Source organism: Wenzhouxiangella sp. XN79A (assembly GCF_012272825.1).
Classification (GTDB): domain Bacteria; phylum Pseudomonadota; class Gammaproteobacteria; order Xanthomonadales; family Wenzhouxiangellaceae.
The window spans coordinates 50,067-62,595 of the sequence record NZ_JAAWWS010000157.1; the positions used below are offsets into that span (position 1 = coordinate 50,067).

General features: G+C 69.3%; 14 protein-coding genes. 13 read left to right on the top strand and 1 reads right to left on the bottom strand.

The genetic code is table 11. From position 1 onward, the window contains the following. The first annotated feature begins 22 nt into the window (after positions 1-22). From HFP89_RS12145 to HFP89_RS12200, 12 genes are all read left to right on the top strand, one after another. The gene (locus HFP89_RS12145) at positions 23-631 is read left to right on the top strand and encodes a phosphoribosylanthranilate isomerase (protein WP_168717931.1); all 609 of its coding nucleotides are present in this window, start codon (positions 23-25) and stop codon (positions 629-631) included. Further along, on the top strand, positions 624-1,859 hold the full coding sequence (gene trpB / locus HFP89_RS12150; RefSeq protein ID WP_168717932.1) for a tryptophan synthase subunit beta: 1,236 nt from the start codon (positions 624-626) through the stop codon (positions 1,857-1,859). The genes HFP89_RS12145 and trpB overlap by 8 nt, the downstream gene beginning before the upstream one ends. Positions 1,860-1,863: 4 nt before the next feature. After that, a complete protein-coding gene (trpA, locus tag HFP89_RS12155) occupies positions 1,864-2,706 on the top strand; it encodes a tryptophan synthase subunit alpha (RefSeq protein WP_168717933.1) in 843 nt (280 codons plus the stop codon). Beyond that, positions 2,703-3,635, top strand: coding sequence for an acetyl-CoA carboxylase, carboxyltransferase subunit beta (gene accD, locus HFP89_RS12160; protein WP_168717934.1), 933 nt, complete (start codon positions 2,703-2,705; stop codon positions 3,633-3,635). Before trpA ends, accD begins: the two co-directional genes overlap by 4 nt. 13 nt (positions 3,636-3,648) lie before the next feature. Then, positions 3,649-4,923, top strand: a complete 1,275-nt coding sequence (locus tag HFP89_RS12165) for a folylpolyglutamate synthase/dihydrofolate synthase family protein (RefSeq protein ID WP_206212357.1) — start codon at positions 3,649-3,651, stop codon at positions 4,921-4,923. A 10-nt stretch (positions 4,924-4,933) separates the two neighbouring features. Next, positions 4,934-5,899 carry an SPOR domain-containing protein gene (locus tag HFP89_RS12170; RefSeq protein WP_168717935.1) on the top strand — a complete coding sequence of 322 codons (966 nt, stop codon included), beginning with the start codon at positions 4,934-4,936 and terminating at the stop codon, positions 5,897-5,899. A gap of 37 nt (positions 5,900-5,936) precedes the next feature. Next, positions 5,937-6,503, top strand: a complete 567-nt coding sequence (locus HFP89_RS12175) for a CvpA family protein (protein WP_168717936.1) — start codon at positions 5,937-5,939, stop codon at positions 6,501-6,503. Further along, positions 6,504-7,982, top strand: a complete 1,479-nt coding sequence (gene purF / locus HFP89_RS12180; RefSeq protein WP_168717937.1) for an amidophosphoribosyltransferase — start codon at positions 6,504-6,506, stop codon at positions 7,980-7,982. 21 nt (positions 7,983-8,003) lie between these two features. After that, positions 8,004-8,399 carry a hypothetical protein gene (locus HFP89_RS12185; protein ID WP_206212358.1) on the top strand — a complete coding sequence of 132 codons (396 nt, stop codon included), beginning with the start codon at positions 8,004-8,006 and terminating at the stop codon, positions 8,397-8,399. Positions 8,400-8,443: 44 nt separating this feature from the next. Beyond that, complete coding sequence (locus HFP89_RS12190) at positions 8,444-8,623, top strand: hypothetical protein (protein WP_168717939.1); 180 nt, start codon at positions 8,444-8,446, stop codon at positions 8,621-8,623. Then, on the top strand, positions 8,613-9,284 hold the full coding sequence (locus tag HFP89_RS12195; protein ID WP_168717940.1) for a hypothetical protein: 672 nt from the start codon (positions 8,613-8,615) through the stop codon (positions 9,282-9,284). Before HFP89_RS12190 ends, HFP89_RS12195 begins: the two co-directional genes overlap by 11 nt. A gap of 63 nt (positions 9,285-9,347) precedes the next feature. Beyond that, the gene (locus tag HFP89_RS12200) at positions 9,348-10,760 is read left to right on the top strand and encodes a deoxyribodipyrimidine photo-lyase (RefSeq protein WP_168717941.1); all 1,413 of its coding nucleotides are present in this window, start codon (positions 9,348-9,350) and stop codon (positions 10,758-10,760) included. Positions 10,761-10,800: 40 nt separating this feature from the next. Here the strand turns inward: HFP89_RS12200 and HFP89_RS12205 are convergent, their stop codons facing one another. Next, positions 10,801-11,703, bottom strand: coding sequence for a GNAT family N-acetyltransferase (locus tag HFP89_RS12205; RefSeq protein ID WP_168717942.1), 903 nt, complete (start codon positions 11,701-11,703; stop codon positions 10,801-10,803). 157 nt (positions 11,704-11,860) lie between these two features. On the opposite strand from HFP89_RS12205, the gene HFP89_RS12210 reads away from it, so the two are divergent. Next, positions 11,861-12,370, top strand: coding sequence for a hypothetical protein (locus HFP89_RS12210; RefSeq protein WP_168717943.1), 510 nt, complete (start codon positions 11,861-11,863; stop codon positions 12,368-12,370). Positions 12,371-12,529: the final 159 nt, after the last annotated feature.

Sequence of the window (12,529 nt, forward strand, 5' to 3'; positions counted from 1 at the left end):
CCATTCAACGCGAGGACCGTGCATGCGAACCCGGGTCAAGATCTGCGGCATCACCCGCCCCGACGACGGCCGGCAGGCCGCCGAGCTCGGTGCCGACGCGATCGGGCTGGTGTTCGTGCCGCGCAGCCCGCGCAATGTCGACGCCGCGCTGGCGCGCGCGATCTGCGCGGCGCTGCCGCCGCTGACCGGCGCGGTCGGCCTGTTCATGAACGCCGAGCCGGCCCTGGTGCGCGCCGTGCTCGACGAGGTGCCGCTGAACTGGCTGCAGTTCCACGGCGATGAACCGGCGGCGTACTGCCGCAGTTTCGATCGTCCGTACATCAAGGCCTTGCCAATGGGTTCACCCGACGCGGTGGACTATGCCGACTGGCCCGATGCATCGGCGCTGTTGCTGGATGCGCATGCCGCCGGGGGGATGGGCGGATCGGGTCAGCGACTGGACTGGTCGGTCCTGACGCCACCCGATCGGCCGTGGATCCTGGCCGGCGGGCTGGCGCCGGACAACGTGGCCGAAGCGGTGCGCGCGCTGGGCCCGCCGGCCGTCGACGTTTCTTCCGGGGTTGAATCCGCGCCCGGGATCAAGAGTGGTAATCTGATGAATCAATTCCTGAGAGGTGTGAGCAATGGCTGATGCAGCGACGATCCAGACCGGAGACGCTCCGGTTCGATCCCCGCTGCCGGACGCGCGCGGGCATTTCGGCCCGTTCGGCGGACGGTTCGTTTCCGAGACGCTGATGGCGGCGCTGGAAGAGCTGGAAGCCGCGTGGCGTCGCTACTCCAGCGATCCGGAGTTCCAGGCCGAGCTCGATTCCGATCTTGCCCATTTCGTCGGCCGGCCGTCGCCGTTGTACCTGTGCGAACGATTGACCGAGCACGCCGGCGGCGCCAGGATCGTGTTCAAGCGCGAAGACCTGAACCACACCGGTGCCCACAAGGTCAACTCCACCGTCGGCCAGGCACTGCTGGCCCGGGCCATGGGCAAGAAGCGCGTGATCGCCGAGACCGGTGCCGGCCAGCACGGCGTGGCTTCGGCCACCGTGGCGGCGCGGATGGGGATGGAGTGCGTGGTCTACATGGGCGCCGAGGACATCCGCCGCCAGGCGATCAACGTGTTCCGCATGAAGCTGCTCGGCGCCGAGGTGGTGCCCGTCGAATCTGGTTCGCGGACGCTGAAGGACGCGTTGAACGAAGCCATGCGCGACTGGGTGACGAACGTCGACGACACCTTCTATATCCTCGGCACCGTGGCCGGTCCGCACCCGTATCCGGCGATGGTGCGCGATTTCAATGCGGTGGTCGGCCGCGAGGCACGGCGCCAGTTCCAGGAGGAATACGGCGGGCTGCCCGATGCGCTGGTGGCCTGCGTGGGTGGCGGTTCGAACGCGATCGGCCTGTTCCACCCGTTCATCGATGACGAGCGCGTGGCGATGTACGGCGTCGAGGCCGCCGGCCGCGGGCTGTCCGGGCTCGATCACGCCGCCAGCCTGTGCGCGGGCCAGGTCGGTGTGCTGCACGGCAGCCGCACCTACCTGCTCGACGATGAAGCCGGCCAGATTCGCCATACCCATTCGGTCTCGGCCGGGCTGGATTACCCCGGCGTCGGTCCCGAGCATTCGTGGCTCAAGGACATCCACCGGGCCCATTACGTCGGCATCACCGATGACGAAGCACTCGAAGCCTTCCACCTGTGCACCCGCAAGGAAGGCATCATGCCGGCGCTCGAAAGTGCCCACGCGGTGGCCTACGGACTGAAGCTGGCGGCCACGATGTCGCCGGATCAGACCGTGCTGGTCAACATGTCCGGCCGCGGCGACAAGGACATCCACACCGTCGCCGACCTGGAAGGCATCGAGGTCTGACGCCATGACTGCGAATCGAATCGATCGCCGCTTCGGCGAGCTCGCCGCGGCCGGTCGGCCGGGCCTGATCCCTTACGTGACGGCCGGCCACCCGGCGCCCGACGCGACCGTGCAGATCATGCACCGGCTGGTCGCCGGCGGCGCCGACCTGCTCGAACTCGGCGTGCCGTTCTCCGACGTCATGGCCGACGGTCCGGTCATCCAGAATGCCTGTCAACGGGCGCTGGACGCCGGCATGACGCTGGACCGCGTGTTCGACATGGTCCGCGCGTTCCGCGAGGACGACGGCGACACCCCGGTCATCCTGATGGGGTACATGAATCCGATCGAGCGGCGCGGCCTGGACACCTTCGTCGAGCAGGCCAGGGCTGCCGGCGTCGACGGACTGCTGATCGTCGATTGCCCGTCCGACGAGGCCGGGGACACCCGCGCTGCGCTGGCCGGACAGCAGATGCACCAGATCTTCCTGGTCGCGCCGACCACCACCGATTCGCGGATCGAGCGGATGGTGCCGCTGGCCGGCGGCTTCGTGTACTACGTCTCGCTGAAGGGTGTGACCGGTTCGGCCGCGCTCGATGCCGACGCGCTGGCGCCGGCCATCGAGCGGCTGCGCGCGCACACGCCGCTGCCGGTGGCGGTGGGCTTCGGCATCTCGACCCCGGCCCAGGCCGCTGACGTGGCCCGGGTGGCCGATGCGGTGGTGATCGGCTCGGCGCTGGTCAAGGCGCTGGACGGCTGCGACAGCGCCGAGGCCGCGGTGGCCGTGGCCGGCGAGTTCGCCGAGGGAATGCGCGCGGCGCTGGACGCCGTCGGCGCGGCGTCGACCGGACAGGTGGCGCGGGCATGAGCTGGTTCCAGAAACTGATGCCGTCGCGGATCCGTACCGAGGGCGGCAAGTCGCGCAAGGTGCCGGACGGGCTGTGGACCAAGTGCAAGGCCTGCGAGGCGGTGCTGTACCGGCCGGAACTGGAGCGCGCGCTGATGGTCTGCCCGAAATGCGACCACCACATGGCGCTGACCGGCCGGGCACGGCTCGCGGCCTTCCTCGACGAGGACGGGCGGATCGAGCTGGGCCAGAACCTGCGCCCCACCGACCCGCTTCGCTTCCGCGATACCAAGCGCTACCGAGACCGCCTGATCGCGGCCCAGAAGAGCACCGGCGAGACCGACGCCATGGTCGTCATGCGCGGCGCCCTGATGGAGCTGCCGCTGACCGCCTGCGCGTTCGATTTCAAGTTCATGGGCGGCTCGATGGGCTCGGTCGTCGGCGAACGCTTCATGGTTGGCGTGAACTCGGCGCTGGAGCACCGCCAGCCGCTGGTCTGTTTTGCCTCCTCCGGCGGCGCCCGGATGCAGGAGGGCCTGTTTTCGCTGATGCAGATGGCCAAGACCTCGGCCGGCCTGGCGAAGATGGCCGAAGCCGGCCTGCCGTTCGTTTCGGTGCTGACCCACCCGACCACCGGCGGTGTATCGGCCAGCCTCGGCATGCTTGGCGATATCAACGTGGCCGAGCCGAATGCACTGATCGGCTTCGCCGGCCCCCGGGTCATCGAACAGACCGTCCGCGAGCAGCTGCCGGAGGGTTTCCAGCGCTCCGAGTTCCTGCTCGAGAAGGGCGCGATCGACCTGATCGTCGACCGCCGCGAGCTGCGCGCGAAGTTGCACCAGCTGCTCAGCCTGCTGATGGGCGGCCGGGGCGACGGGCGACTGCGCGAGGGCCCGGTCGAATCGATCGACGCGGCGGTCGAGGAGAGCCCGGCCGACGGCGTCGACTGAGCCGACCTCGACCGTGACCCGACGCTCGAATCCGCCGGCCGACGAGATCGCGCTGGCGGCCACCCTCCGCGAACTGGAGCGACGCACTCCGGAGGCACGCATCGAGCTCGGTCTTCAACGCGTCCGCACGGTGCTGGACGCGCTCTCGCCGGACCTGGCGGGCCGGCGCGTGGTGACCGTGGCCGGAACCAACGGCAAGGGCTCGACGGTCAGTTTCATCGAGGCCGGCCTGCGCGCTGCCGGCCGGCGCACGCTGGCCTACACCTCGCCACACCTGCTCGATTTCCGCGAACGGTTCCGGATCGACGGACAGTCGGCCGGCGCGGCCGAGACCCGGCGGGCGCTGCAGGCGGTCGAGCGCGCCCGCGCCGCCACGCCGCTGACCTACTTCGAGCACGTCACGCTGGCTGCACTGGAACTGGCCGCAGGCGCCGGCGTCGACGACCTGGTGCTGGAAGTCGGCCTCGGCGGCCGGCTCGATGCGGTCAACGTGGTCGATGCCGACCTCGCGGTGATCACCTCGATCGGTCTCGACCACCAGGAGTGGCTGGGTCGGACCCGGGCGAAGATCGCGCGCGAGAAGTCCGGCGTCGCGCGGCCCGGTCGCCCGGTGATCGTTGCCGAACCCGACCCGCCCGAGGGCATGGTCGAGCACCTGCGTTCGGTCGGGGCCGAGCTGCTGGCCTGGGGCGAGGCCTTCGACGCGCGCTGGACGCCGAGCGGACTTTCGGTGCGATCGGGCGATCGTCGCCTGCGCGCACTGACGCCCGGTCTCGCAGGCCGCCACCAGCGCTACAACGCCGCGGCGGCGGTGGTGGCGCTGGAACGACTCGGCGTCGACGAAGCATCGATCCGAGCCGGCCTGTCGGCCGCCCGCCTGACCGGGCGGTTCGAGCGCATCGGCGACGATCCGGCCACCTGGGCCGACGTGGCGCACAACCCCGCGGCCGCACGCGCGCTGCGCGACACGCTGGAGGCGCGCCCGGGGCGCTGGATCGCGGTGTTCGCGGCCCTGGCCGACAAGGACGTGGCCGGGATCGCCCGCGCCATCGCGCCGGTCATCGATCGCTGGTTCGTCGCCGAACTCGACGGGCCGCGGGCGGTGACGGCCGAGCGGCTGGTGCAACGACTTCGTCACGCGGGTGTGTCGGCTCCGCTGGACGCGGTAGAATCGGTGCCGGTCGCGCTCGAACGGGCGCGCGCCGAGTGCCGCGGCGACGATGAGGTCATCGTGTTCGGATCGTTCCTGACCGCCGCCGCTGCCTGCCGAGCCCTGCGAACCGGATGATGCCCGCGCTATGGACAAGGTCCTCAAACGACGACTGATCGGTGCTTCGATCCTGATCGCGCTGGCCGTGATCTTCCTGCCGATGCTGCTGGTCGGCCCCGAGCCGGACCTCGACGATCGCAGCCTGCGCCAGCCCTTGCCCGAGCGACCGGTCGAGAACCGCGAGATCCGTCGGATTCCGCTGAATCCCGACCTGGCCCGGGTTCCCGAAGCGCAGATCGAGGCCGAGACCGAAACCGCGCCGCCGGAGCCGGTCGTCGAGCCGCCGCGCCGCGAGCTGCCCGAGGAAATCGTCCTCAACCCGAACAACGTCAACCCGGCGCCGGATGCCCGGAGCCAGCCCCGGAACGAGCCTGCCCGCGAACCGGACGTCGCCGAAGCCGATGCGGCCGAGATCGATCCTGTGCCCGAGCCCGCGCCTCCGGCCGAGGACGAATCGGCCGCATCGTCTGCCCCGTCTGCACCCGCGCCGGCCGCGGCGGCCGATGGGCGCTGGGTCGTCCAGGTGGCCAGCTTCGGCTCGCTGGAGTCGTCGCAGGCGACCCGCGAACGGCTCGAAGCACTCGGCCACCCGGTCATCACCGACGAAGTGGTGCGCGGCGACACGCTGCTGTACCGGCTGCGCACCGGACCCTATCCGGACCGCAGTGCCGCGCAGACCGCGCGCGGCCAGATCGAGGCCACGGTCGCCGGCGTCGAGCCGATCGTGCGCGAGATCGAGCCCGGCGCGCTGGAGGCCGAGCCCGGCTTCGCAGTCCAGGTCGGCAGTTTCGCCAGCCCCGAGAACGCCGAGCGCGAGACGACCCGGCTGCGTGGGCTCGGTTTCGAGGCGTTCCGGATGAGCGAGGACACCTCCGGGCGAGCGATCTGGAAGGTGCTGGTCGGCACGGTGCCGAACCGCGAGGCGGCCGATGCGCTGCGGGCGCGGCTGGCCGAACAGGCCGGCGTCGAAGGACTGGTCGTCAGTCACCCGTGACCGGGAAGCGGACTGCCGTTTTCAGGGTGCGCCGGGGATGAGCGTCGGGATGAACGGCGCCGACCTCGCGATTCTCGGCATCCTGGCCCTGTCGGTGCTGGTCAGCCTGTTCCGCGGGTTCATCAAGGAAGTGTTCTCGATCCTGGTCTGGGTGGCTGCGGCGTTTGCGGCATTCCAGGCCGCGCCGGCACTGGCCGAGGGGCTTGCGCCGCACATCGATCTGCCGTCGGCGCGCACCATCATCGCCTTCGTCGCGGTGTTCGTACTGGTTCTGGTCATCGGCGGCCTGATCAGTTACCTGATCGGCCAGGTGGTCGAAAAGACCGGGCTGTCGCCGACCGACCGGATGTTCGGCGGTCTGTTCGGCCTGGCCCGCGGTGTGGTGATCGTGCTGCTGGCGGTGATGCTGGCGCGGATCACGCCGTTTCCGAACGACCCGTGGTGGCAGGACTCGCGGTTGATCCCGCGCTTCGAACGGATGGCCGACTGGACGTCCGGATTTCTTCCCGAGTCGGTGCAGAACCTGCTCGACGCGGGGCAACAGCAGATGCAGTCCACCGACGAGTTCACGGTGGACACCGAATCACGAGCGGAGCCGATCTGAATGTGTGGAGTCGTTGGAATCTTCGGCCGTAGCCCGGTCGCCGCGCGCCTGTACGACGCGCTGACCATCCTGCAGCACCGTGGTCAGGACGCCGCGGGCATGACCACCCTGGACGGTCGCCGGATGCGCTCGGCGCGCGGCATCGGCCTGGTCCGCGATGTGTTCGATGCCCGGCTGATGGAAGGGCTGACCGGAGACGTCGGCATCGGCCACGTCCGCTACCCGACGGCCGGTCTGGATCGGCCCGACGAGGCCCAGCCGATGTACGTCAACGCGCCGTGGGGGATCGCCCTGGGCCACAACGGCAACCTGGTCAACGATGGATCGCTGTCGGAGGACCTGTTCAACGAGGACCGTCGGCACGTCAACACCGAGTCCGATTCCGAGGTGCTGTTGAACGTGCTGGCCCACGAGCTCAGCGTGCATGCCGGCGAAGGCATCAAGCCGTCCACGGTGTTTGCCGCGGTCGATGGCGTCCACCGGCGCTGCCAGGGCGCCTACGCGGCGGTGGCGCTGATCGCCGGGGTCGGCCTGCTCGGCTTCCGCGATCCGCACGGCATCCGCCCGGCGGTGCTCGGCAAACGCGAATCCGAAGCCGGCGACGAGTACATCATCGCTTCGGAATCGGTGGTGCTGGACATCCTCGGCTTCGATCTGATCGACGATCTCGCGCCCGGCGAGTCGGCCCTGATCACGCTCGACGGCAAGCTGCACCGCCACCAGAGCGACCAGGCCCGGTCGCACACGCCCTGCATCTTCGAATACGTGTATTTCGCCCGGCCCGATTCGATGATCGACGACCTGTCGGTCTACAAGACCCGGCTCCGGATGGGCGAGAAGCTGGCCGAGAAGATCCTGCGCGAGTGGCCGGATCACGACATCGACGTGGTCATCCCGATTCCCGACACCAGCCGCACGGCCTGCCTGCCGCTGGCCCAGATGCTGGACGTGAAGTACCGCGAGGGCCTGATCAAGAACCGCTATATCGGCCGGACCTTCATCATGCCGGGCCAGGCCGAGCGAGCCCGGTCGGTGCGCCGCAAGCTCAATACGATCGAACTGGAATTCCGCCGGAAGAACGTGCTGCTGGTCGACGACTCGATCGTCCGCGGCACCACCTCGCGCCAGATCATCCAGATGGCGCGCGATGCCGGGGCGAAGAACGTCTACATGGCCTCGGCGTCGCCGCCGGTCCGCCATCCCAATGTCTACGGCATCGACATGCCGGCGGCCAGCGAACTGGTGGCCGCGGGTCGCAGCGTCGAAGAGGTGCGCCAGCTGATCGGCGCCGATCGCCTGATCTACCAGGACCTGGACGACCTCGAGGCGGCCGTGCGCGGCAAGAACACCGCGATCGACGGCTTCGATTCCTCGTGCTTCAACGGCCGCTACGTGACCGGACTGGCCGACGGCTACCTCGAGGCGCTGGAGAAGAAGCGCAGCGACGCGATCAAGGAACAGCGACGCGCGGCGGGGTAGGGGCGGCGCACGATGGCACCGGTGAGCGGCGCGGCCGAATGGAATGCACTGTTCGGGCACCTGATCCGGTGGCTCGGCAATCTCCGTCGCGCGGGAAGGGCGCGAAAGCTGGAGTCGAAGCGCGCGCTGCGCGACGTCATCGGTGCGGTGCGGCGCACCACGGTGATTCTTCGCGCCGCCGAGCAGGGTGTGGTGCCGCCGTCCGACCGGGCCGAACTGGCCGAGCGCTGGACAGAACTCGGCTTCCGGCTCGAGGACCTGGGCCTTTCGAAGCTGGCGAAGCGCTGCGAGATCCGCGGCCGGCTCGGGGCCGATCCGGACCGCTTCGACGCCGAATTCCTCGAACGCGCCGACATCCAGCTCGAACGCATCGAGCGGCTGGCGCGGCTGACGCTGCGCGAACTCGACCGGACGTAGACTTCGACCCAACCGACAGGCCGCGAACGCGGCGAGGAAGACGCATGAACGGCGGACACGTACTGCAGATCCTGGGCCTCATCCTGCTGCTGATCGGCGGCGCGGGCGTGGCGTTCCAGCTGACCGGGAACGGACAGCCCGTGATGTGGCTCGGCGCGATCGGACCGATCGTCATGGGCTCGGCGATCCTGTTCATTGGCCGCATGGTCAGTCGTGAGCGCTGAGCCGCTTCGCGTGCGCCTCGGCGCGGTACTCCTGCCGTGTCTGTTCGCGCTGGGCTGCGCCGGCCCGGCGGATCCGAGCGCCGCGCCGCGCTCCGTGGCCGTCGAACCGCGCGGCGAGTTCGCGACGATCGAGATCGACGACCAGCACCGGATCATCGAGCGGCTCGCCGCGCGGGAGGCAGCCGCCGTCGAGCAGGTCCTCGCCGCACCGGAGCGCTACAACCCGGCCGTGCTCTATGCGCTGTCGGCGGCGCTGTTCGAGCAGGACCGCAAGCGCGAAGCGGCGTTCTGGTTCTATTCCGGTCAGCTCAAGGCGCGCAGCGATGCCAACAAGGCGCTGGACACCGGCGCCCACCAGGCGGTCTCGGTCCTCAACGAGCGCTACGGCGGGCCGATCAATACCTGGACCTTCCAGGACCGCGCGCTGTTGAGAACCGTCGTCGAACGCGTCGTCGAGGCCGACCGCGAGGCCGCCCGCAACTACGACCCGCGCTGGATCGCCCTGCACGGCCTCGACGCGTTCACCGAAGACACCCTCCGCTTCGTCGACGAATCGGCCTGGCCCGACATCGACGAGACGACCCGCAGTGACTACCTGGCCAACTTCCATCGCGCGATGGACGCCATGGACGCGCGCGATGCGGCGGCCGATGCGAAGTAGCGCTCCGGTCGCAGGTGGGCCGAAGATCACTCGCTGTTGATTCGTCGGACCGACAATTCCAGCATGACCGATCTTGCCATCGTCTGGTTCCGCCGCGATTTCCGCCTGGCCGACAACCCCGCCCTGGACCACGCGCGGAAGCACCATCAACGGGTGCTGCCCGTCTACATCCATGATCCCGAGGTCCTGGGCAACTGGGCGCCGGGGGCGGCCAGCCGCTGGTGGCTGCACCACGCGCTGGCCGACCTGGCCGAACGGCTGGACGACCGCGGCGCGCCGCTGGTCCTGCGCGAGGGGGCGGCCGGCGACGAGCTGGCGCGGCTGGTCGAGGAGACCGGCGCCGGCGCGGTCTACTGGAACCGGTTGTACGAGCCGGCGATCGTCGAGCGCGATACGACGATCAAGTCGGACCTGAAGGGCCGGGGCCTCGACGTCGAGAGCTTCCGCGCCGCGCTGCTGTTCGAACCCTGGGAGCTGCTGCGCGACGGCGAGCGGTTCTACAAGGTCTTCACCCCGTACTGGAAGCGGATGCAGGCCGACTGGCGCGCCGTGTCCAGCCGGCCCGAGCCACGCGAGCTGACCGGTCCCTCCGAGGTGCCGGATTCCGTTTCGCTGGACGACCTGGCGCTGCTGCCGGACATCGACTGGGCCGATGGCCTGCGCGACCGCTGGGAGGTCGGCGAACTGGCCGGCCGCCGTCGGCTGGACCATTTCGTCGACGACGGTGTCGCCGACTACGAGAACGAGCGCGACCGGCCCGACCATCGCGGCACCTCGTCGCTGTCGCCGTACCTGCATTTCGGCCACGTCTCGCCGGTCCAGGTGGTCGAGGCCCTGGAACCGTCCGGCGAGCTGCCGGGCGGCAAGGGACCGCTGGGCTTCGTCCGCGAGCTGGCCTGGCGCGAATTCTCGACGCTGTTGCTGTTCCACAACCCGGACCTGCCCGATACACCGATGCAGGAAAAGTTCGCCGACTTCCCGTGGCGCACGCGCGAGGACTACGCCGACGATCTCGAGACCTGGACGCGCGGCAGGACCGGCGTGCCGATCGTCGACGCCGGCATGCGCGAGCTGTGGCACGAGGGCTGGATGCACAACCGGGTCCGGATGATCGTTGCCTCCTACCTGACCAAGAACCTGTTGATCCCGTGGCAGGAAGGGGCGAAGTGGTTCTGGGACACGCTCGTGGATGCCGATCTCGGCAACAACACCCAGGGTTGGCAGTGGACCGCCGGCTGCGGCGCCGATGCCGCGCCGTATTTCCGTGTCTTCAACCCCGAACTGCAGGCCGACAAGTTCGACCCCGACGCCGCCTACATCCATCGCTGGTGCCCCGAGCTGGAGGGGCTGGACCTCAAGCAGCTGAAGAAGCTCGACGACGCCGAGCGCAGGCGGCGCGGCTATCCGCCGATGCAGGTCGACCTGAAGGCCAGCCGCCAGCGGGCGCTGGACGCCTACCAGGCCATCAAGGGCTGATCCGAGGGACTGCGCCGGCGGCCTGCCGGCGCACTTGCCATCAGGTCGTCCGCGGGTCCACGTGGCGGTGGTAGCACCAGTGCCACGGCTCCCAGTCGATGTTGTGCCGGTTGTTGTTCGGGTACGACTCGTGAAAGCCATACATGCCGGCCCGGGCCTTCAGCCATTCGTAGGCACGCGACATCGAGAACTCGGCGCTCAGCGGGGAAACGCCCGGCGTGGTCAGGTCCAGCGCGCAGCCGCTGTGATGCTCGCTGTAGCCCGGCGCAGCGCTACTGCGAAGGATCCGACCCATCGGGGTGTTGGCGTTCAGTTTCTTGCGGATCAAGCCGGCCTGGTAGGCCACGGTGCGAAAGCCGGACACCGGCTGCAGCTCGATGTTGCTGCGCTGGGCATCGGTCTTCATGGCTTTCCAGGCGTCCGCGGCGGCCCGGTCGAGCTGGATGTCGCGGTCGAAGATGTCGGCGCCGATCGACAGGCAGTCGGTGTTCTCCGGAATCATCCGCAGCCGATAGCGTACGCCGTAGTTGGACGGAATGCCCAGTTCGCGATGCAGCTCGGCAACCCGCCGTTGCCAGTCCTCGGCGTCCTCGACGAGATCGCGCGCCAGCGTCACCGGCTCGCCTTCACCGGCGGTGACGGTGGCCTGGTAGCCGAGCTTCTCCATGAACGACCAGGCCTGCGGTTTGACCGTGCACTCCAGCCGACCGATGCCGAAGGAGCGGGCATGTTTCTCGACCGCCCGGACCAGCCTGCGCGTTGCGTCGGCGTGCGCGGCCTTGGGGTCGAGGTACATCGCCATCAGGCGCGCTCGATCGAGGTCCAGCGCCGCCATGCCGACCAGCTGGCGATTCTCGATCGCGATCAGCAGCGACTCGTCCGGCAGCAGCTTCAGCAGGTTCTTTTCGATGTTCTCCCGCTGGGTCGCGGGTTGGGTCTTCATCAGGTCCGGGAGTCGGTTCCGGATCAGTCCGGCCAGGCGGGAAAGTTCGGCTCGGCGGGCAGGGCGAATGCGCAGGGTGGGATTCATCAAGGGGCCTTGAGTCTCGATCGGGGTGGATTGCTATAGTTCGTATCCCCCCTGGAAACGGTACGCAGCCTTGAAAACGCTCGTAGTATCGCTGATTTTCCTGCCGTTTGCAGCCGTCGTGCTGGCCGTTCCACTGCATCGCCTGGTGCTTCCACTGTGGCCCGAACCGGTGGTCGAACGGCTGGACGCCGATAACCGACCGGTGCTCGAACCGGCCAGCCGGGTCGACGCACCGGCAACGGTCCGCTCCCGGCCGCACAGCGCCGCGGTCATCGACCGGGTCGACGGGGCGCCGATTCTCGGCTACGTGGTCGGCCTGCGCGACGCCGACGGGGTCACTCGGCCGCCACCGGCCGACGGATTCTGGTGGCCGGCCGTCGTGCTGCCCGAGTGCACGCTCGGCGTCAGTCGGCAGCGCGTCGTCGACTGGCTGCCGTGCGCCGGCATCGAGCGGGTTCACCATCCCAACCGCCTGAGCTCTGTGGCCCGGTTCCGGGTCGCACTCGATCGGCTGCTCGGCGCCCCGCCGGTCATTCCGGTCGACGCGCTGCGTCATGAAACCGAAACGAACGCCGGGTAGTCTTGCCTCGGTTCGGGGTCGGGCAAGTGGACTCCGGACCGGCCCGCTCCCGGCGCGGTGCCGAGGCTCCAATCGCTTTCGAGCGCCTGCGGACCCCGCGGGCGCTTTTTTTTTGGGCGAGGGGCTCGTGTTGCTTTCGTTCTCCGTGGTGCTCGCCCG

Bases quoted from the DNA above. Each gene is read 5' to 3' on its own strand.
- HFP89_RS12170 (WP_168717935.1), top strand. From the start codon at position 4,934: ATGGACAAGGTCCTCAAACGACGACTGATCGGTGCTTCGATCCTGATC.
- HFP89_RS12145 (WP_168717931.1), top strand. From the start codon at position 23: ATGCGAACCCGGGTCAAGATCTGCGGCATCACCCGCCCCGACGACGGC.
- purF (WP_168717937.1), top strand. From the start codon at position 6,504: ATGTGTGGAGTCGTTGGAATCTTCGGCCGTAGCCCGGTCGCCGCGCGC.
- accD (WP_168717934.1), top strand. From the start codon at position 2,703: ATGAGCTGGTTCCAGAAACTGATGCCGTCGCGGATCCGTACCGAGGGC.
- HFP89_RS12200 (WP_168717941.1), top strand. From the start codon at position 9,348: ATGACCGATCTTGCCATCGTCTGGTTCCGCCGCGATTTCCGCCTGGCC.
- HFP89_RS12190 (WP_168717939.1), top strand. From the start codon at position 8,444: ATGAACGGCGGACACGTACTGCAGATCCTGGGCCTCATCCTGCTGCTG.
- trpB (WP_168717932.1), top strand. From the start codon at position 624: ATGGCTGATGCAGCGACGATCCAGACCGGAGACGCTCCGGTTCGATCC.
- HFP89_RS12205 (WP_168717942.1), bottom strand. From the start codon at position 11,703: ATGAAGACCCAACCCGCGACCCAGCGGGAGAACATCGAAAAGAACCTG.
- trpA (WP_168717933.1), top strand. From the start codon at position 1,864: ATGACTGCGAATCGAATCGATCGCCGCTTCGGCGAGCTCGCCGCGGCC.
- HFP89_RS12175 (WP_168717936.1), top strand. From the start codon at position 5,937: ATGAGCGTCGGGATGAACGGCGCCGACCTCGCGATTCTCGGCATCCTG.